Origin of the sequence: Hydrogenophaga sp., assembly GCF_025699295.1 — a bacterium.
Taxonomy (GTDB): Bacteria; Pseudomonadota; Gammaproteobacteria; order Burkholderiales; family Burkholderiaceae_C; genus Hydrogenophaga.
In genome coordinates this window covers 39,173-59,305 of sequence record NZ_JAILWB010000002.1, presented here as the reverse complement: position 1 = coordinate 59,305, position 20,133 = coordinate 39,173, and the positions used below count along the sequence as shown (strand labels likewise).

The following is a 20,133-nucleotide window of genomic DNA, read 5'->3' as shown; positions in this document are numbered from 1 at the left end:
TGGAAACGACAGCGGCCGCCCGCACGGGCGGCCGCTGGAGGACAGGGGAACGCGGGAACCGGTCCAGCGCGCCTAGGATTTACCCTGATTTTACTGATTCCAGGCTGACTTCCCGGAGCGGGTTCGCACGGTTGTCACCAATTCCCGCTAAATTCGCGGGGTTGGCCAATCGCCCTGTTTCAACGCCGTGCAACGCGGCGCAGACCGGCAGCGAGGAAGCAACGCAGCGGGGGCATCCCCGGAGGCGTTGCCCCCTCCAAGTCGAAACAAGCAGGAGTAAATCTGATGGTTGGACAATCTGCGCTGATATTCGCGCTGGCCTGCGGGCTGGTGGCCGTGGTCTACGGCTTCTGGTCCCGCAGCTGGATTCTTTCCCAGGACGCGGGCAATGCCCGCATGCAGGAAATCGCCGGGGCCATTCAAACCGGCGCCGCGGCCTATCTGGCCCGCCAGTACAAGACCATCGGCATCGTGGGCGTGGTGCTTGCCGTGCTGATCGGCCTGTTCCTGGACGGCCCCACCGCCATTGGCTTCGTGCTCGGTGCCGTGCTCTCGGGCGCGTGCGGCTTCATCGGCATGAACATCTCGGTGCGTGCCAATGTGCGCACCGCGCAGGCCGCCACCCGGGGGATCGGCCCGGCACTGGACGTGGCGTTTCGCGGCGGCGCCATCACCGGCATGCTGGTGGTCGGCCTGGGCCTGCTGGGCGTGGCCGGCTTCTTCTGGTTCCTGGTCGGCAACGGCAACCTGACGCCCGACAAGAACCTGGCCAACCTGCTCAATCCGCTGATCGGTTTTGCCTTCGGATCCTCGCTGATCTCCATCTTCGCTCGCCTGGGCGGCGGCATCTTCACCAAAGGCGCCGACGTGGGAGCCGACCTGGTGGGCAAGGTCGAGGCCGGCATTCCCGAGGACGACCCGCGCAACCCGGCGGTGATCGCCGACAACGTGGGTGACAACGTGGGCGACTGCGCCGGCATGGCCGCCGACCTGTTCGAGACCTACGCGGTCACGCTGATCGCCACCATGGTGCTCGGCGCGCTGATGGTCGCGGCCGCGCCCATGCAGGCCGTGCTCTACCCGCTGGTGCTCGGCGGCGTGTCCATCATCGCCTCCATCATCGGCTGCTTCTTCGTCAAGGCCAGCCCCGGCATGAAGAACGTGATGCCCGCGCTCTACAAGGGCCTGGCCATTGCCGGCGTGCTCTCGCTCATTGCCTTCTGGTTCGTCACCGCCTGGATCATGCCGGACAACGCCATCACCGCCACCGGCAGCCAGCTGCGGCTGTGGGGCGCCTGTGCCGTGGGCCTGGCGCTGACCGCCGCACTGGTCTGGATCACCGAGTTCTATACCGGCACGCAGTACAGCCCGGTCAAGCACATTGCTCAGGCATCGACCACCGGCCACGGCACCAACATCATTGCCGGCCTGGGGGTGTCCATGCGATCCACGGCCTGGCCGGTGCTGTTCGTCTGTGTCGGCATCATCGCCTCGTACACGCTGGCCGGTCTCTATGGCATTGCCGTTGCCGCCACCTCCATGCTGAGCATGGCCGGCATCGTGGTCGCGCTGGACGCCTACGGCCCCATCACCGACAACGCTGGCGGCATTGCCGAGATGGCCGAACTGCCCAGCAGCGTGCGCGACATCACCGACCCGCTGGATGCGGTGGGCAACACCACCAAGGCTGTGACCAAGGGCTATGCCATCGGCTCCGCCGGTCTGGCGGCGCTGGTGCTGTTCGCCGACTACACCCACAAGCTGGAGGCCTACGGCCACCAGATCAGCTTCGACCTGAGCAACCCGATGGTGATCATCGGCCTGTTCATCGGCGGCATGATTCCCTACCTGTTCGGCGCCATGGCCATGGAAGCCGTGGGCCGCGCCGCCGGTGCGGTGGTGGTCGAAGTGCGCCGCCAGTTCAAGGAGATCCCGGGCATCATGGAAGGCACGGCCAAGCCCGAGTACGGCAAAGCGGTCGACATGCTGACGACGGCTGCCATCAAGGAAATGGTGATCCCCTCGCTGCTGCCGGTGGTGGTCCCGATTCTGGTCGGCGTGTTCCTCGGTCCGCAGGCCCTGGGCGGCCTGCTCATGGGCACCATCGTGACCGGCCTGTTCGTGGCCATCTCCATGTGCACCGGCGGTGGCGCCTGGGACAACGCCAAGAAGTACATCGAGGACGGCCACCACGGTGGCAAGGGCAGCGAGGCGCACAAGGCGGCCGTGACCGGTGACACCGTGGGTGACCCCTACAAGGACACCGCCGGCCCGGCCGTCAACCCGCTGATCAAGATCATCAACATCGTGGCACTGCTGATCGTGCCGCTGCTGCCGCTGGCGGCCTGATCAGCCCCCTGACAGTTCAGACGGCCCGCTTCGGCGGGCCGCTTTTTTGCGTGCCACCGCATGCCGGCGATACCCCGGCCAGCAGGCGCACCACCGCACTGGCGGTGGGTGTGAGTTCTTCGAGTCGCGCCGCCTCACCGCGCTCGATCGCCTGCAGCACCAGTTCGTGAATGCCGCCCACCGCGGCCATGGCCATGGTGGGCGAGAGCACCACGCCGCAGGCGTTGATGGTCTCGAGCATGTAGTCGGCCAGATGCTGCATCACTTCGCGGCGCACGGCAGCGCCCGCGGGGCCCAGGTGGTGGATCTCCACGAACAGCATGCGGATCAGTTGTGGCCCCGCAGCCAGGTGGGCCAGGTAGGCACCGAGCGCGTGCTCCACCTGGTCTTGCCAGGGGCGCTCGGGCTGCACCGACTCCCTCAGCGTGCGCAATGCCGAGGCGCTGGCCGCGCGGTAAAGGGCCAGGAAGCACGCGTCCTTGTCCACGAAATGTTCATAGAACGTGCGCTTGGAAACGCCAGCCTCGGCCACCACGGCAGCAATCGAGGCCGCCGCCAGGCCCTGCGTGGCCGCCACAGTGGCCATCGCCTGCAACAGGCGCGCGCGGTGTTCGTGGGGTACGCCGACGGTTCCGAGGGTGTTTTTCGGCTTCATGGCCGGGCATCTTACGGCTTGACAGACAGGCGTGTGGGGCGCACCATGCCGTCTTGGTACGATGACGTACCAATTCATCCACCTAGCCCGAGCCTGCCATGACCGACCTCGTTGTCCGCCGCCTGCTGATCGATCTGGAGCAACCCGTGGCCCGCCACTGGTGCGCGAACGACGCGTTCCTGACCGCCTGGTTCAACGCCCTGTCCATGAGCTTTCCCATCGGGGAGCAGTTCTTCATCGATTCGGTGCGCAACGGCCTCAAGGCCCTGCCGCCGCCACAGCAAGCGGCGCTGCAGGCCGAAGTCCAGGGGTTTGTCGGTCAGGAGGCCACGCACCGGCGCATCCACGCGCTGTTCAACGCGCAGATCGAGAAGCATGGTCTGGTCAACGAATGGGAGCCGCGTGCCCGTGAGCGTCTCAAGCTGATGGAAGGCACCGACCCCCGCCATGGCCTGGCCATCACCGCGGCAAACGAACATTTCACCGCGCTGTTCGCGGAGTGGCTGCTGGCGCACCACCACGTACTCGACGGCAGTGAGGCGCGCCTCAAGACCCTGTGGCTGTGGCACAGCGCCGAGGAAGCCGAACACAAATGCACCGCCTTTGACCTGTACCAGGCGCTCGGCGGCAGCCACGCCTGGCGCAGCACCTGGATGCGCCGCATCACCCTGGTCTTCCTCGCCGACACCCTGCGCCAGACAGTGCACAACCTGCGGCGCGACGGCACGCTGTGGCAGTGGAGCACCTGGCGCAGCGCGACGCACCACCTGCTCGGCCGCGAAGGCCTGCTGCGGCGGACCTTCAAACCCTGGCGCGCGTACTTCAGGCCCGACTTCCACCCCAGCCAGCAATCCAGCGAGCTCTCCGCCCACTGGCTGCGCGACAACGCCGCGTCGTACACACCCGTGGCGCGGACGCAGCCGGCCTGAGGCATGACGCGCCGGGCCGCGCCATGCCCACGCTGAAACCCTGCATACCCTGGGTGCGTGCCCACGTGCATGGGGTGACTCGCCCATAATCGACGCATGTCCGAACGCGTGATTCCCCTGATCGACCAGCGCCTGGTGTCCGTGGCGGCGCGCGTCCCTTCCGTGGCCACAGCGCCCTCTGGCCTGCTCGGCGACTCGCTGGGCCGTCCGCTGCGCGACCTGCGCATCAGCGTGACCGACCGCTGCAACTTCCGCTGCAGCTACTGCATGCCCAAGGAGATCTTCGACAAGGACTACGCCTACCTGCCGCACAGCTCACTGCTCAGCTTCGAGGAGATCACGCGCGTGGCGCGCCAGTTCGTCGCACATGGCGTGCAAAAGATCCGGCTCACCGGCGGCGAGCCCCTGCTGCGCAAAAACCTCGAGATCCTCATCGGGCAACTCGCGGCGTTGCGCACGGTGGAAGGCCAGCCGCTGGACATCACGCTCACCACCAACGGCTCGCTGCTCGCGCGCAAGGCTGCGGCGCTCAAGGCTGCAGGCCTGCAGCGCGTCACCGTCAGTCTGGACGGGCTGGACGACGCCATCTTCCGCGCCATGAACGACGTGGATTTTCCCGTGGCCGACGTGCTCGATGGCATCGCGGCGGCCCAGGCCGCCGGCCTGGGGCCGATCAAGGTCAACATGGTGGTCAAGCGCGGCACGAACGACCACGAGATCCTGCCCATGGCGCGCCATTTCAAAGGCACCGGGATCGTGCTGCGCTTCATCGAGTACATGGACGTCGGCGCCACCAACGGCTGGCGCATGGACGAGGTGCTGCCCAGCGCCGAGGTGGTGCAGCGCATCCACCACGAATTGCCGCTGGTGCAGCTCGGAGCCTCGGCCCCCGGCGAGACCGCCGAGCGCTGGGGTTATGCCGATGGCTCGGGCGAAATCGGCGTCATCAGCAGCGTGACCCAGGCCTTCTGCGGCGACTGCAACCGCGCGCGCCTGTCCACCGAAGGCCAGTTGTACCTGTGCCTGTTCGCCAGCCAGGGCCACGACCTGCGCCACCTGATCCGGGGTGACGCCACCGACGAACAACTCGCCAGCGCCATCGCGGCGATCTGGCAGGGCCGCAGCGACCGCTATTCGCAGCTGCGCGCCAGTCTGCCTCCGGACGCAGGCCAGGGCCAACGCCGCGTTGAAATGAGCTACATCGGCGGATGAATTCCACATCATGATCCACACCAACGACATCACGGGGCTGGTCCTGGCCGGCGGCCGCGGCTCGCGCATGGGCGGGGCCGACAAGGGCCTGCAGAACTTCAACGGCTCGCCGCTGGCGATGCACGCCCTGCTGAGGCTGCAGATGCAGGAAGGCGGACTGGTCGGCGACCAGATGATCAACGCCAACCGCAACCTGGCCGCCTACGAAGCTTTCGGTGTCCCGGTCTGGCCTGACACCTTGAGCGACTATGCGGGCCCTCTGGCGGGCTTCATGACCGGCCTGGAGCGATGTGAGACGCCCTTCCTGCTCACCGTGCCCTGCGACACACCGCTCTTTCCGCTCGACCTGGGGCAACGCCTGGCGGCAGCGTTCGAGGATGAGACCACCGAAATTGCCATGGCTGCTGCACGCGAGGAAGACGGCCAGTTGCGTCCGCAGCCCGTGTTCTGCCTCATGCGCGTCGACTTGCTGGAAAGCCTGATGGCCTTCACCCAGGCTGGGGGACGAAAGATCGACCGCTGGACTGAGCAGCACCGCACCGTGATCGTGCCCTTTGACCGCCCAGGGGACGATCTCCAGGCCTTCTTCAACACCAATACCCTGGCCGAGCTGCATGCGCTGGAAAGGCGCTAAGGCCCCGGCAACCATTTCGCATGAAGTCCATCGAGCAGATCGCGGCCGCACTGCAGGGCTACGACCCCCAGGCGCTCAGCACAGAACGTGTGAACGAGTTTCTCGCCCGGTTGGTCGAGCCCGTGTCCGGGACTGAAAACCTGGGCGTCTTCGACGCACTCGACCGCGTGCTGGCCAGGGACGTGGTTTCACCCATCAGCGTGCCGCCGCACGACAACTCGGCCATGGACGGTTTTGCGTTCCACGGCGCGCAACTCCGGCCCGGCGAGTCACTGCACCTGCGCGTGGCAGGCACGGCCTTCGCGGGCAAGGCCTGGGGCGGTACCGTCGGCGCGGGCGAATGCCTCAAGATCATGACCGGCGCGATCCTGCCCGCCGGGCTGGACACGGTGGTGCCGCTGGAGTTCGTGAACATCGAGGGTGACACGGTGGTCGTGCCGCCGGGCGTGGTCAGAACCGGCGACAACCGCCGCCTGCTTGGCGAGGACATCATGGCCGGCGAGCCGGCGCTGCGCCAGGGCCAGACGCTGGGCCCGGCCGCGCTGGGCCTGGTCGCCAGCCTGGGGCTGCCCACCGTGAACGTGTTCCGGCGCATCCAGGTAGCGTATTTCTCCACCGGCGACGAAATCCTCAGCCTGGGCGAGGCACCGCGCGAAGGCGCGGTGTACGACAGCAACCGCTACACCGTCTTCGGCCTGCTCACCCGCATGGGGGTCGAGGTGATCGACATGGGCGTGGTGCGCGACGAGCCCGCGGCACTCGAAGCCGCCTTTCGCGAGGCCGCGGCGCGCGCCGACGCCATCATCACCAGCGGCGGCGTGAGCATGGGCGAAGCCGATCACACCAAGGCGATGATGAAGCAGCTCGGTGACGTGGCGTTCTGGCGCATCGCGATGCGGCCCGGGCGGCCGATGGCGGTGGGGCGGATCGTCGAGGGCGGCAAATCGGCGGTGCTGTTCGGCCTGCCGGGCAACCCGGTCGCCGTGATGGTGACCTTCCTGGCCTTCGTGCGCCCTGCCTTGCAGCTCCTCATGGGCGCCAAGGTCCAAGCCCCCGTGCTGCTGCAGGCAAGGAGTGGCGAGGCCCTGCGCAAGAAGCCGGGCCGCACCGAATACCAGCGCGGTACCGTGGTGCGCGAGGCCGATGGTTCGCTGGTCGCGCGCACCACGGGCAACCAGGGCTCGGGCGTGCTCAGCTCCATGGTGCAGGCCAACGGCCTGATCGTGCTGCGGCACGAGCAGGGGAACGTTGCTGTGGGTGACACCGTCGAGGTGATGCTGTTCGACGGTGTGATCTGAGTGTTTCCCCCGGTTGCTCCGGTCGGCGGCGACCGGGGTATCCGGCGCCGCGACCGCGAGCCACGAGGTGCAACGAGCGAAGCACCTCGGAAAACGAACAACCTCACTTCGCCGGAATCACCTCGGAAGGTGGCACAGCGTCGTGCATCACCGGATGCGCCGGCTGGTGCGACTTCATGCGCGAGAGCAGCGTGTACATGGTCGGCACCACGAAGATGGTGAGCAGCGTGCCCACGCTCATGCCGCCCACGATCACCCAGCCGATCTGCTGGCGGCTCTCGGCGCCGGCACCCGAGGCCAGGGCCAGTGGAATGGCGCCAAGCACCATGGCGCCGGTGGTCATCATGATCGGGCGCAGGCGCAGGGCTGCCGCGCGCTTGACGGCTTCGATCTTGTCCACGCCCTGCTCCCGCAACTGGTTGGCGAACTCCACGATCAGGATGCCGTGCTTGGTGATCAGGCCCACCAGCGTGATCAGGCCGATCTGGCTGAACACGTTGAGCGTGCCGCCCGAGAGCTTCAATGCCAGCAGCGCCCCCAGCATCGACAGCGGCACGCTGAGCATGATGATCAGCGGATCGACGAAGCTCTCGAACTGGGCCGAGAGCACCAGGAAAATGAACAGCAGCGAGAGCACGAACACCAGTGCCAGCGAGCCCGAGGCATTGCGGAATTCGCGGCTCTGGCCGTTGAGGTCGGTGGCATAGCCTGCCGGCAGGATATCGGCCGCGGTCTGCTCCATGAAGATCAGCGCCTCGCCCAGCGAATAGCTGGGACTGATATTGGCCGTGATCGACGCGCTGCGGCGCTGGCCGAAGTGGTTGAGCTCGCGCGGCACCACCACTTCGCGCGTGCTCACGAGCGAAGCCAGCGGGATCATCGCGTCGCCACGGCCGCGCACGAAAAGCCGGTCGATGTCCTCGGGCGTGCTGCGGTGGGTGGACACGGTCTGCACCACCACGTCGTACTGCTCGCCGTCGCGCTTGTAGCGCGTCACCGTGCGCCCGCCCAGCATGGTTTCGACGGTGCGGGCGATGGTGTCCACGCTCACACCCATGTCGGCCGCGCGCTCACGGTCCACGTCCATGCGGATCTCGGGCTTGTTCAGCCGCAGATCGGTGTCCACCTGCACCAGTCCCGGGTTCTGCGCCATGCGGTCCTGGAACTGGCGCACCACGGCCGACAGGTTCTCGTAGGAGTCACTGGTGACGATGATGAAGTTCACCGGTCGCTCGCGAAAACCCTGGCCCAGCGAAGGCGGCGTGATCGGGTAGGCACTGATGCCCGGCAACGCCGCCATCTGCGGCGACATCTTGTTCGCTATCTCCATGGTGGTGCGGTCGCGCTCCTCCCAGGCCTTGCCGCGCATCACCACCGCACCCTGGGCCACCGTGGGATTGCCCACCACGGTGAAGATGCGATCGAACTCCGGTTGCGCCATCGCCATCTTCTCGATGGCGTCGGCATAGCGGCGCGTGTAGGCCAGCGTGGCGCCGTCGGGCCCGTTGATGTTGGCCAGCACAACCCCGCGGTCTTCCATGGGGGCCAGCTCGGAGCGCGTGCTCTGCAGCAGCCACCAGCTCGCGCCGGCACTGCCGATCATCACCGCGACCACCAGCCAGCGCACGTTGAGCGACCAGCTCAGGGCATGCTCGTAGGCCCGGTTCACGCGCACCAGGACGGCTTCCATGAAACGATCGAACCGGGTCGGCTCGTCCACATGGCGCAGCAACTTGGAGCACATCATGGGCGAGAGCGTGAGCGCCACGAAGCCCGAGACGACAACGGCACCTGCCAGCGCCAGCGCGAACTCGGCAAACAAGCGACCAGTGCGCCCGGGTGTGAAGGCCAGCGGGGCGTATACCGCGGCCAGCGTGAGCGTCATGGCCACGATCGCAAAGCCGATTTCCCGCGCGCCCTTGATCGCCGCGTCGAACGGCTTCATTCCCGCCTCGATGTGCCGGTAGATGTTCTCCAGCATCACGATCGCGTCGTCCACCACCAGCCCGATCGCCAGCACCAGGGCCAGCAGCGTGAGCGTGTTGATCGAAAAGCCGAACAGTGCCATCAGGGCAAACGAACCGATCAGGCTCACCGGGATGGTGATCAACGGGATGACGGACGCCCGCACGGTGCGCAGGAACACGAAGATCACCAGCGCCACCAGCACAGCGGCCTCGGCAATGGTGGTGTACACGGCCTTGATCGAACGATCGATGAAGATCGAGTTGTCGTTCGCCACCTCGATGCTCACGCCTTCGGGCAGTTCCTCGATGATGCGCGGCAGCATGACCTGCACCGCGGCCGAGAGCTCCAGCGGGTTGGCCGTCGCCTGGCGGATCACGCCCAGGGAGATCGCGTCGCGCCCGTTGTAGCGCACGGAAGTGCGCTCGTCCTGCGGCGCCTGCTCGACGCGCGCCACGTCACCGATGCGGATGGTCTGGCCGTTGATGGTGCGGATGCCGATGGCACGGAACTGCTCGGGCGTCTGCACGTCGGTGGCCGCCGTGACGTTGAACTCGCGCAGCGAACTCTCGATGCGACCGGCCGGCACCTCCAGGTTGGAACGGCGCAGCGCGTCCTCCACGTCCTGCGTGGTCAGGCTGTAGGCCGCGAGGCGATCCGGGTCCAGCCAGATGCGCATGGAGTAGCGCCGTTCGCCCCAGATGCGCACGTCGGCAGCACCGGGGGCGGTCTGCAACCGGGGCTTGACGAGCCGGTTCGCGATGTCGCTGAGCTCCAGCGATGGGAGTGTCTCGGAATTCAGTGCCAGCCAGATCACTGGGGAGGCGTCGGCCTCGACCTTGGCGATGGTGGGCTCGTCCACCCCGTCTGGCAGCCGCTGGCGCACCCGGCTGACCTTGTCGCGCACATCGGCGGCGGCAGAGTCCGGGTCACGTTCCAGCTTGAAGCGCACCGTGATCTGGCTGCGTTCGGCCCGGCTGATGGAGGTGATGATGTCCACCCCCTCGATGCCTGCGAGCGAGTCCTCGAGCACCTTCGTCACCTGCGACTCGATCACTTCGCTGGACGCGCCGCCAAACGTGGTGCTGACCGTGACGGTCGGCTCGTCGATGCGCGGGTACTCGCGCACCGAGAGCCCATTGAACGAGACGAAGCCCACCAGCAGGATCAGCAGCGAAAGCACCGACGCGAAAACCGGACGGCGGATGGCAATTTCTGGCAGTTGCACGGGGACTCCTGTCCGGATGGGTCGATCAGGGTGCCGACGTGGTGGGTGCGGCCGGGCCGCGCGCCATGTCGATCACGCGCACCGCTGTGCCATCGCGCTGCAACCGCTGCTGCCCCGCGACGACCACCGTGTCGCCCGCCGCGAGTCCCCGGGTCACCTCGACCTCGGCATCACGGCGCACGCCCAGTTCCACTTCGACGCGGCGCGACACCAGCTTCCTCGCATCGCCCTGGCCCTGCTCTTCCAGCACATACACGAACTGCTTGCCCGCCTGGGGCACCATGGCTTCCTCGGGCACCACCAGCGCGCCGTCGTTCACCGAAAACAGGATGAGCACCCGGGCGAACATGCCGGGACGCAGTTCAGACCCACCGCTTCGCGGCATCACGGCCCGCACCGCAATCGAGCGCCCGTTGGCGTCCAGCAGGGGATCGACCGCGAGCACCCTGGCCTCGTACTTCTTGCCCGGAAGGGCATCGAGTTGCACCTGCACACCTTGACCGACGGCCAGGCGGCTCTGGTAGCGCTCGGGCAGACGGAAGTCGACCGTCAGCAGCGAAGTGTCCTCGAGGTTGACGAGGTTGTCGCCCACCCCCACGTACTGACCCAGGTTGATGCTGCGCAGACCCAGCGTGCCGTCGAAAGGTGCAACGATGCGCATGCGCTGCATGCGGGCCTCGGCCAGGGCCACCTGGGCCTGCGCGACCTGCAGGTTGGCCTCGCTCTCCTCCACCACGCGCTGCGCGACGAAGTTCTGCGCCACCAGTTCCTGGTTGCGTTTGAGGTTGGCGCGCGCGATCGACAACTGGGCCTGCGCCTGGCTGAGTTCCGCGCGCTGCAACGTGTCGTCCAGCTGCACCAGCAATTGCCCTCGGCGCACCTGGGCACCATCGTCAAACGCAATGCGCGACACGCGCCCGGCGGTTTCCGGCTTGAGCGTGACACTCTGGCGCGAACGCAGCGACCCTACCGCCTGCGCGTCATCGCGCAGCGACGTGGTCCTGACCTTGACCACTTCCACACTGGGCGCACCGCCGCCGGCCCGGGCAGCGGCCGGCGCGGCCGGCGCGGACGATGGGCCCTTCTGCAGCCACCAGGCCGCGCCGGAGGCCAGACCGATGCCTGCAACGGCCACCAACACGTAAAGCGTCTTGTTCGCCATGAAGTCACTTGCTGCAAGGAAGATGCCATGCCCCACAGGGTATGGCTCGGATCAAGAAACGAAATGTAGCAGTGGTGAGGGCAAACCGCCCGTCGAGTTCCGCTCACCCGACCGCCGATGCGGCCCAAGGACTCACAGGGGAACGCCGCGGTTGGCCAGGGCATCGGCCCGCTCATTGCCCGGATCTCCGGCATGCCCCCTGACCCAATGCCATTCGATCTCGTGCACGCCACCATGCACCAGAGCGTCCAGGCGTTGCCAGAGGTCGGCGTTTTTCACCGGTTGTTTCGCAGCCGTGACCCAGCCCTTGCGTTTCCAGCCATGGATCCATTCGGTGATGCCCTGGCGCACGTACTGACTGTCGAGAAAGAGTGACACCCGGCAAGGACGCTTGAGCGCGCTGAGCGCCTCGATCACCGCAGTCAGCTCCATCCGGTTGTTGGTCGTTTCGCGCTCGCCGCCCCAGAGTTCCTTTTCAAACCCTTGCGACTTCAGATAGACGCCCCAGCCACCCGGGCCGGGATTGCCTTTGCAGGCGCCGTCGGTGTAGATCACCACGTGGTTCAAGAAACGTGCTCCTCGATGGAATGTAAAGACGAAGTAAAGATGGACGGCCGCAGCGGGCGGCGCGTCAGTGGCGGTTGGTCAGCGACACGGGCGCGGCCGACGTGGCGCGCCGCGGCTTCCAGGCCGGGCCCAGCAGGCGCATGCCACGCACGCGCTTGACCGCCACCACGAAATACACCGCTCCGAAGATCGGCCACCAGCGCGCACCCGCGTGGTCCAGCCACGCATAGCGCTGCAGCCATGCGTCGGTGCGCATGGCCGGTCGGTAGCAGCCGAAGCGATCGGACTCCACTTCAAAGCTGAGCAAGCGCAGCCAGTCGCGCAGCCGCCAGGGACCGATGAAGTCGCCCGACTCGGGCAGGTACAGACTGGACGCCCCAAAGGCCCTCAGGCCGACCTGGGCGCACAGGCGCCCGCGGGCCTGGCGCAGCCCCCACAGGCTGGCAGGGTTGAAGCCCGAGATCACCACCCGCCCCTCGGGCACCAGCACCCGCTCAACCTCGCGCAGCACGTGGTGCGGGTCGGCGCTGAACTCGAGCGTGTGCGGCAACACCACGAGATCCAGGCTGGCCTCGGGAAACGGCAGGGCGGCCGCGTCGGCGATCAGCGCGGTGCGAGGGGAGCGGACGGCGCCTTCATCCGTTGGCACTTCGGGCAGGGCCAGCCAGCGGTGCGGCATGCGGTTGGCCTGCAGGCCGTCGAGCTCGGGCAGTCCGAGCTGGAGCGCGTTGTAGCCGAACAGGTCGGTCACTGCGAGGTCGAACTGAGCCCGTTCCCAGGCCAGCAGGTACTGGCCCGGCGCAGTCGAGAACCACTCGGTCAAACCTATAATTTTTGCGGTCATCTGGTACGGGTATGGGGTCGCCTGCGACCCGAAGTCTGCGACACTGCAGAGCCACGGGAAGGCCAGCCCGCACTCTACACGCCCCCACCCGACATCCGCGCCATGCACCTCATCCCCATTCCGGCCTTCAGCGACAACTACATCTGGGCCCTGCACGACGGGTCGCGGGCACTGGTGGTCGACCCGGGCGAGTCCGAAGGCGTCTCGCGCTGGCTCGCGCAACAAGGCCTGCAACTCGACACCATCCTGATCACCCACCACCACGCCGACCACACCGGCGGTGTGGCGGCCCTGCGAGAGGCCACCGGCGCACACGTCATCGGCCCCACGCACGAACCCATGCCCGAGCCGCTGCAGCGGGTGGGCGCGGGCGACGCGGTCGAGGTGCTCGGCCTGCGCTTCGAGGTGATCGAGGTGCCCGGGCACACGGCCGGCCACATCGCGTACCACACACCCGAGATGGACGGACACCCGTTGCTCTTTTGCGGCGACACGCTCTTTTCGGGCGGCTGTGGCCGCCTGTTCGAGGGCACGCCAGCGCAGATGCTGGACTCGCTCACCCGCCTGGCCGCGCTGCCCGACGACACCCGCGTGTGCTGCACGCACGAATACACCCTGTCCAACCTCAGGTTCGCGCAGGCGGTGGAGCCGGGCAACACCGCGCTGGCGGACTACGCCGCGCGCTGCCAGACCCTGCGCGCCCAGAACTTTCCCACCCTGCCCAGCTCCATCGGGCTGGAAAAACAGATCAACCCCTTTTTGCGCACCCGCGAAGCGGCTGTCGCGCAGTCCGCCCTGGCCCACGAGCCCGGCAGCGCCAACGATGCCGTGGCCGTGTTCGCCACGCTTCGCGAATGGAAGAACGTTTTCAGATGACCCCTGCCTCCCCCGCGGCCCGGCCCGCGCCCCGCACCGCCGCGACACCCTCCTGGCTGAAGCTCGCGACCGCCTCCCTGGCCCTTTTCGTGGCCGGTTGCGCCACCACCGTCGTGCCCGACGCACCGTCCACGCCCGCACCGGCGCCGGAACCCGTTGCCGCCACCCGACCAAGCCTGCCGTCCTACCGCCTGCCCAGCGACATCCCGCTCCAGGACATCGCCATCGTCAGCACCAGCCCGTACGGTGTGACCACGCTGGACGCCCCCACCGACCTGTGGGACCGCATCCGGCGCGGCTTCGCCATGCCCGATCTCGACAACGACATGGTGCGTGATCGCGAGCAGTGGTACGCCACCCGCCCCGACTACATGCAGCGCATGACGGAGCGCTCGCGCCGCTACCTGTTCCACATCGTCGAGGAGATCGAACTGCGCAACATGCCCATGGAACTGGCGCTGCTGCCCTTCATCGAGAGCGCCTTCAACCCGCAGGCCGTCTCCAGCGCGCGCGCCGCCGGCATGTGGCAGTTCATGCCGGCCACCGGCGAGTCGTTCGACCTGAAACAGAATGCCTTCCGCGACGACCGGCGCGACGTGCTCGCCTCCACCCGCGCCGCGCTGGACTACCTGCAGCAGCTGCACGGCCGCTTCGGCGACTGGCACCTCGCGCTGGCGGCCTACAACTGGGGCCAGGGCAACGTCAACCGCGCCATCACGCGCAACCAGCGCCAGGGCCTGCCCACGGGCTATACCGACATCAACATGCCGCTGGAAACGCGCATGTACGTGCCCAAGCTGCAGGCCGTGAAGAACATCCTGGCGCGGCCTCAGGACTTCAACGCCACCCTGCCCCTGATCGGCAACCACCCCTTCTTCGACACGGTCACGCTGCTGCGCGACATGGACGTCGAACTCATCGCCCGCCTGGCCGAAGTGGAGGAAAAAGACTTCCGCGTGCTCAACCCCTCGCTGCGCCAGCCCGTGGTCATGGCCGCGGGCACCCCACACGTGCTGCTGCCCTGGGACAACGCGATCATCTTCCAGCGCAACCTGCTGCAGTACACAGGGCCGCTGGCGAGCTGGACAGCCTGGGTCGTGCCCAGCACCATGACCGCGGCGCAGGCCGCGGCCCGTGTCGGCATGAGCGAGGAAGAGCTGCGCGCGGTCAACAACATTCCGCCACGCATGCGCGTGCGCGCCGGCTCCAGCCTGCTTGTGCCGCGCACCGAAAAGCGCAACGGTGACGTGCCCATTCATGTGGCCGACAACGCCCAGCTCAACCTCCAGCCGGAAGCGACCACCCGGCGCGGCACGGTCACGGTGCGCAAGGGTGACACCCTGAGCCAGTTGGCCCGGCGCTACGACGTGAGCGTGGCCAGCCTGGCTGCCTGGAACCGGATTTCCGTCAAGGCGACGCTCAGGGTCGGCCAGCGCCTCACGGTTCAGTTGCCGCAGCGCGCGACACAGGCCAGGTCCTCCTCGGCCAAGAAGGTCGTCTCCAGCACGGCCCGCAAGCCGGTGAAAGCCAAGGCCACGGCGAGCAAGACTCGCGTGGCGACCAGCTCCAAGACCGACAAGAAGAGTCCCTGAGCGGACGCGGCGCGTACGCCTGGATGGCGGATCGTCTCAGGCCCTGAACCGCGCCTTGGCCTTGCGCGCGAATTCGTTGGTGAAGGTGCGAGCCAGATCCACCTTGCGCACCTGCTCCGGCGCTTCGAACTGCGCCAGCATGCGCGCCGCCGTGGCCGGCCCGTTCTCGGGCATGAGCCCGTCGGCCGTCCAGGCCTCGCGCACCCGGATGAAAGCCGCCAGATAGAGCGCGCGATCGCCCTGGAAATAGCGCTCCGGCACGGTCTTGATGATGTCGGACGGCCCCGCCGTCTGCAGCCACTTGAGCGCATGCACCATGGCATCGGCCAAAGCCTGGCTGGCCTTGGGGTACTGTGTGAGGAATTCGGCCGGCGCACACAGGCAGCCCGATGGCATGGGCCCGCCAAACACTTCGGATGTACCTCGCGTGCTGCGTGTGTCGGCCACCACCCTGAGCGCGCCGAGCTGCTCCAGATGGGTCACCGTCGGATCGGTGTAGCTGATGGCGTCGAGATCGCCACGGCGAAACGCCTGCACCGCCGCCGCCGCGTTGGCCAGCGGCACGTATTGCACATCCGCGGCCCGCAGACCCACCTTGCGCAGCACCAGGCTGGCCACACGCTGCGAGGCCGAGCCGGCAGCCATGACCCCGACCCGTCGGCCCCGCAGGTCGTTGAGCGTGCGATAGTGCCCCATGGTTTCCTTCGACACGCCCACCACCACCTGCGGTGCGCGGCCCTGCAACACGAAGGACTGGAGCGACTGGCCGCGGACCTGCGCGGCAATGGTGCTGGCGTAGGCGCCGGAGAGCACATGCGCCGCGCCGCTCTGCATGGCCTGCAGGGCCTGCACGTCGTCGGGGAACTCGCGCACCTCCACGTCCAGGCCCTCCTGCACGAAGTACCCCAGTTGCTCAGCAATCGTCAGCGGCAGGTAGCAGAACGAGGCGCGGTTGTCGACCGCAATGGCCAGCTTGGTCGCATCCGGTCTGGGCGGAGGCGGCACCGCAGGTGCCGTCAGCGACGGCGCCTGCGCACGCAGGAGCGGCGTGGCCGCCGCGATCACGCCCAGCGCGCAGGCACGTCCCCAGTTGCGACGACTCCACATGTCCCTGTCTTCCTCTCTTGGCACACGTGTGCCTTTGTGAAGCTTGAGACTAGGGGCCGTGAAATAAACCCGCATCGGGACGAATCCCGAGCGGGTTTTCACCGAGCAGATGCAAGCCGATGTAACAGCGTGCGGCGTACAAACGTCAGACGAACAGGATTGCGATGTTCACCAGCAGCGCCAGTGTCCAGACCAGGCTGCGCGCGGTGGCCATGTCGGCCACGTACATCAGGATGAAGAGCAGGCGCAGCACGACGAACACGAACGCCAGCACGTCCAGCCGCAGTTGCGAAGCGCCGAGCTGGTGCGCAATGATCACCGCGCCGATGAAGAAGGGCAGCGCCTCGAAGCTGTTGGCCTGCGCGGCGTTGGCGCGCGCGCGCCAGTCGGTCTGGCGCGCGAGCCACGCGCGCGGGTTGTGGTTGTCGAAGCCGCCTTCGCGGCGCGACTTCGCGAACGTGCCCTTCTTCGCGAGCCATGCGCACCCGATGGGCAACAACGACGCCACCACGACGGCCCAGTAGGCCACGGTCAATCCAGCGAGTTTCATGAAGGACTCTTTCGAGAGGGGGAAGAAGACGCGAGCGCCGTTCAGCGCCGGTCCACCAGGGCGTGGGCGATGGTGCCCAGATCGACATACTCCAGTTCACTGCCCACCGGCACGCCGCGCGCCAGGCGCGTCACCTGCACGTCACCACGCCCCTTGAGCGCCTGCGCAATCACGTGCGCGGTGGTTTCGCCTTCGGCGGTGAAGTTGGTCGCGAGGATCACCTCGCGCACCGGCGTCTCGTCCGGCCCGACAGGCGCGGCGATGCGATCGAACAGCTTCTGCAAACCGATATCGCGCGGGCCCACGCCGTCGAGCGGACTGAGCTTGCCCATGAGCACGAAGAACAGGCCCTTGTAGGCCCCGGTGCGCTCCATGGCCGCCTGGTCGGCGGGGGTCTCCACCACGCACAACTGCGAGCGGTCGCGCCGCGGGTCCCGGCAGGTGTGGCAGATCTCGTCTTCGGTGAAGGTGTGGCACAGGCTGCAGTGCCGCACCGAGGCCGTGGCGTGGTCCAGCGCGCGCGCCAGTTGCGTGGCGCCGTCGCGGTCGTGCTGCAGCAGGTGGAATGCCATGCGCTGCGCGGACTTCACGCCCACGCCGGGCAATCGGCGCAGCGCCTGAACGAGCAGTTCGAGCGAGTGGTTTTCAGCCATCAGCCTGTCTCGCCCGGGCAGCAGGTGTTCAGAACGGGAACTTCATGCCGCCGGGCAGGCCGGGCATGCCTGCGGTGATCTTGCCCATCTTCTCGGCCGAGGTTTCCTCGGCCTTGCGCACCGCCGCGTTGAACGCCGCGGCCACCAGGTCTTCGAGCATGTCCTTGTCGTCGGCCAGCAGGCTGGGGTCGATGGTCACGCGCTTGACGTCGTGCTTGCAGGTCATGAGCACCTTCACCAGGCCGGCACCGGACTCGCCCGTGACCTCGATGAAGGCCAGTTCGTCCTGGGCCTTCTTCAGGTTGTCCTGCATGGCCTGGGCCTGTTTCATGAGGCCGGCGAGTTGTCCTTTGTTGAACATGGTCTTCCTTGCGTGTTCCGGGTAAAAAAAAGAGGTCAAGCCGTGATGGCCTTGAGCGTGCCAGGCACGATTTTGCCGCCAAAGTCGCGCATCATCGCCTGCACGAACGGGTCGCTCATGATCCGCGCCTCTGCGTCGCGCTGGCGGCGCGTGGCTTCGGCCGCCAGGCGGCGCGCGGGCGAGTCGGTGACGCTGCCGATTTCGACCACCAGGCGCACGCCGTGGCCGAGCGTCTGCAATGCGGTGGCGAGTCGCTCACGGCTGTTGCCCTGATTGAGCGAACTGCGCTCCACGCGCAGCAGCCACTGGTCGGCGTCTCGCGCCACCAACTGCGACTGCAGGCCGAGTTCGCGCACCAGCGCGGTGATGGCCTCGGCGCGCACCAGCTGCATGACGGTGTCGAACCAGAAGTCCCCCTCAACGCTGCCACCCGGCGCGGCCGGCAGCACGGCCTGCGCGCCGTGTTCGTCGCGCGGTTGTGGCTGGTCCAGCGGCCCCGGCTCGCCCGCGTCGCGCACGGGAATCGCCATCACGCGGCTGGGCGGCTGCGCCGCCTCTTCCCAGGGCGGGCCGTCGTCTTCGGGCCAGGGGGCGTCGTCGTCCTGCGGGCCCGCTTCCGGGGCTGTCCGCGCCACGGTCGGGGGCGCCACCTGAGGTGTTGGCACAGGTGCGACAGGTGCCACAGGAGAAGTTGAACGAACCGGCAGCGTCGCCAGCGCCGGGCGTTGCGCCTGCGGCGCCGACGCAGGTATCGCGGCCACGGGCGAAAGTACAGGCACGCTTGCGGGCGCAGCCGCAACCGCTGCCTCAGCCGGTTTCAGAGTTTTTTTTTCCGCCGCGGCGCTGCTGGCCGTGCCCGCGGGTTTGAACGCCATGAGCCGCAGCAGCACCATGGTGAGCGCGGCGTACTCGTCGGGCGCCAGGCCAAGTTCGGCCCGGCCATGCAGACACAGGCTGTAGAGCAGTTGGGTTTCGTCCGCGGGCAGGCTGCGCGCCAGTTGCGCAATCTGCGCCTCGTCCGGGTCGTCCACGCCCTCGGCCTGCGCGCGCTCTGGCACCGCCTGCAGCACCGCCATGCGCTGCAGCACGCCGGTCATTTCCTCCAGCGTGGACGCCGCGTTCAGGCCGTTGAGACGCAGCGTGTCGATGGTGTCGACCACCGTGGCGCCGTCCGCGCGCGCCAGGGCGTCGATCAGGCGCAGCACGTAGGAGCGGTCCACCGCGCCCAGCATCTGGCGCACCGTGGCCTCCTGCAACTGGCCGCCGCCAAAGGCGATCGCCTGGTCGGTGAGCGAGAGCGCGTCGCGCATGGAGCCGCGCGCGGCGCGTGCCACCAGGCGCAGCGCCTGCACGTCGGCCGGCACCTGCTCTGCCTCGAGCACACCCTTGAGATGCTCGAGCACCGTCTCGGGCGCCATGGGGCGCAGGTTGAACTGAAGGCAGCGCGAGAGCACCGTCACCGGCACCTTCTGCGGGTCGGTCGTGGCCAGCACGAACTTCAGGTACTCGGGCGGCTCCTCCAGCGTCTTCAACATGGCATTGAACGCCGTGTTGGTCAGCATGTGGACCTCGTCGATCATGAAGACCTTGAAGCGGCCCTGCACCGGCTTGTAAACCGCCTGTTCCAGCAGCGCCTGCACCTCGTCCACGCCGCGGTTGGAGGCGGCATCGAGTTCGGTGTAGTCCACGAAGCGGCCGCTGTCGATGTCGGTGCAGGCCTGGCACACGCCACAGGGCTCGGCGGTGATGCCGCCCTGTCCGTCCGTGCCCAGGCAGTTGAGCGACTTGGCCAGGATACGCGAGACCGTCGTCTTGCCCACGCCGCGCGTGCCGGTGAACAGGTACGCGTGGTGCAGCCGCTGTGTTGTCAGCGCGTTCGACAAGGCCTGCACCACATGCCCCTGCCCCACCATTTCGGTGAAATTGCGCGGGCGGTACTTGCGGGCCAGAACGACATAGGACATGCCGACGATTCTAAGCGGCGGGGTATCGCGCCCGAGGCCTGCACCGGGCAGCCCCATCGCCTACAATCCCCCTCGACGGGCCTTCCCGCATGGTGAAGCGGCCAACCGGGTCAGGTGGGGAACCAAGCAGCCCTAACTGTGAATCCAGTGCCGGGGTCAAGGCTCGTCACCTTTTTCATCCTCCCAT

General features: G+C 67.5%; 17 protein-coding genes and 1 other RNA gene. 8 read left to right on the top strand and 10 right to left on the bottom strand.

Annotated elements, in window-relative coordinates; all coding sequences use genetic code 11:
- Window positions 1–285 precede the first annotated feature (285 nt).
- On the top strand, window positions 286–2,349 hold the full coding sequence (locus tag K5880_RS01860; protein WP_297647962.1) for a sodium-translocating pyrophosphatase: 2,064 nt from the start codon (window positions 286–288) through the stop codon (window positions 2,347–2,349).
- Window positions 2,350–2,365: 16 nt separating this feature from the next.
- Here K5880_RS01860 and K5880_RS01855 read toward each other — a convergent pair whose 3' ends face one another.
- Window positions 2,366–3,004: a TetR/AcrR family transcriptional regulator gene (locus tag K5880_RS01855; protein ID WP_297647960.1), complete on the bottom strand. Its 639-nt coding sequence runs from the start codon at window positions 3,002–3,004 to the stop codon at window positions 2,366–2,368.
- Window positions 3,005–3,102: 98 nt separating this feature from the next.
- Between K5880_RS01855 and K5880_RS01850 the strand changes: the two genes are divergently transcribed.
- The 4 genes from K5880_RS01850 (at window position 3,103) to glp (ending at window position 7,077) form a co-directional block, all read left to right on the top strand.
- Window positions 3,103–3,933 (top strand): metal-dependent hydrolase, encoded by an 831-nt coding sequence (locus tag K5880_RS01850; RefSeq protein WP_297647957.1) that lies wholly within the window; start codon window positions 3,103–3,105, stop codon window positions 3,931–3,933.
- Between the two features lie 96 nt (window positions 3,934–4,029).
- Window positions 4,030–5,145, top strand: coding sequence for a GTP 3',8-cyclase MoaA (moaA, locus tag K5880_RS01845; protein ID WP_297647955.1), 1,116 nt, complete (start codon window positions 4,030–4,032; stop codon window positions 5,143–5,145).
- A gap of 10 nt (window positions 5,146–5,155) precedes the next feature.
- A complete protein-coding gene (mobA, locus tag K5880_RS01840) occupies window positions 5,156–5,779 on the top strand; it encodes a molybdenum cofactor guanylyltransferase MobA (protein ID WP_297647953.1) in 624 nt (207 codons plus the stop codon).
- A 20-nt stretch (window positions 5,780–5,799) separates the two neighbouring features.
- On the top strand, window positions 5,800–7,077 hold the full coding sequence (gene glp, locus K5880_RS01835) for a gephyrin-like molybdotransferase Glp (protein WP_297647951.1): 1,278 nt from the start codon (window positions 5,800–5,802) through the stop codon (window positions 7,075–7,077).
- Between the two features lie 103 nt (window positions 7,078–7,180).
- Here the strand turns inward: glp and K5880_RS01830 are convergent, their stop codons facing one another.
- From K5880_RS01830 to K5880_RS01815, 4 genes are all read right to left on the bottom strand, one after another.
- Window positions 7,181–10,270 (bottom strand): efflux RND transporter permease subunit, encoded by a 3,090-nt coding sequence (locus tag K5880_RS01830; RefSeq protein WP_297647949.1) that lies wholly within the window; start codon window positions 10,268–10,270, stop codon window positions 7,181–7,183.
- 25 nt (window positions 10,271–10,295) lie between these two features.
- Window positions 10,296–11,432, bottom strand: coding sequence for an efflux RND transporter periplasmic adaptor subunit (locus K5880_RS01825; protein WP_297647946.1), 1,137 nt, complete (start codon window positions 11,430–11,432; stop codon window positions 10,296–10,298).
- Between the two features lie 132 nt (window positions 11,433–11,564).
- On the bottom strand, window positions 11,565–11,999 hold the full coding sequence (rnhA, locus tag K5880_RS01820; protein WP_297647942.1) for a ribonuclease HI: 435 nt from the start codon (window positions 11,997–11,999) through the stop codon (window positions 11,565–11,567).
- Window positions 12,000–12,063: 64 nt separating this feature from the next.
- The gene (locus tag K5880_RS01815) at window positions 12,064–12,843 is read right to left on the bottom strand and encodes a class I SAM-dependent methyltransferase (protein ID WP_297647939.1); all 780 of its coding nucleotides are present in this window, start codon (window positions 12,841–12,843) and stop codon (window positions 12,064–12,066) included.
- A 102-nt stretch (window positions 12,844–12,945) separates the two neighbouring features.
- Here K5880_RS01815 and gloB point away from each other — a divergent pair, with 102 nt between their 5' ends.
- Window positions 12,946–13,719, top strand: coding sequence for a hydroxyacylglutathione hydrolase (gloB, locus tag K5880_RS01810; protein ID WP_297647936.1), 774 nt, complete (start codon window positions 12,946–12,948; stop codon window positions 13,717–13,719).
- Window positions 13,716–15,311 (top strand): transglycosylase SLT domain-containing protein, encoded by a 1,596-nt coding sequence (locus K5880_RS01805; RefSeq protein ID WP_297647934.1) that lies wholly within the window; start codon window positions 13,716–13,718, stop codon window positions 15,309–15,311. The genes gloB and K5880_RS01805 overlap by 4 nt, the downstream gene beginning before the upstream one ends.
- A 36-nt stretch (window positions 15,312–15,347) precedes the next feature.
- Here the strand turns inward: K5880_RS01805 and K5880_RS01800 are convergent, their stop codons facing one another.
- The 5 genes from K5880_RS01800 to dnaX all read right to left on the bottom strand — a co-directional run bounded on the left by K5880_RS01800 (window position 15,348) and on the right by dnaX (window position 19,946).
- Window positions 15,348–16,418: an ABC transporter substrate-binding protein gene (locus tag K5880_RS01800; RefSeq protein WP_297647931.1), complete on the bottom strand. Its 1,071-nt coding sequence runs from the start codon at window positions 16,416–16,418 to the stop codon at window positions 15,348–15,350.
- 145 nt (window positions 16,419–16,563) lie between these two features.
- The gene (locus tag K5880_RS01795; protein WP_297647929.1) at window positions 16,564–16,968 is read right to left on the bottom strand and encodes an MAPEG family protein; all 405 of its coding nucleotides are present in this window, start codon (window positions 16,966–16,968) and stop codon (window positions 16,564–16,566) included.
- A gap of 41 nt (window positions 16,969–17,009) precedes the next feature.
- Window positions 17,010–17,621 carry a recombination mediator RecR gene (gene recR, locus K5880_RS01790; protein ID WP_297647926.1) on the bottom strand — a complete coding sequence of 204 codons (612 nt, stop codon included), beginning with the start codon at window positions 17,619–17,621 and terminating at the stop codon, window positions 17,010–17,012.
- Window positions 17,622–17,649: 28 nt separating this feature from the next.
- Complete coding sequence (locus tag K5880_RS01785; protein ID WP_204734911.1) at window positions 17,650–17,982, bottom strand: YbaB/EbfC family nucleoid-associated protein; 333 nt, start codon at window positions 17,980–17,982, stop codon at window positions 17,650–17,652.
- 35 nt (window positions 17,983–18,017) lie between these two features.
- Complete coding sequence (gene dnaX / locus K5880_RS01780) at window positions 18,018–19,946, bottom strand: DNA polymerase III subunit gamma/tau (RefSeq protein ID WP_297647922.1); 1,929 nt, start codon at window positions 19,944–19,946, stop codon at window positions 18,018–18,020.
- Window positions 19,947–20,020: 74 nt separating this feature from the next.
- Between dnaX and ffs the strand changes: the two genes are divergently transcribed.
- An RNA gene (gene ffs, locus K5880_RS01775) (signal recognition particle sRNA small type) lies at window positions 20,021–20,117 on the top strand.
- Window positions 20,118–20,133 lie beyond the last annotated feature (16 nt).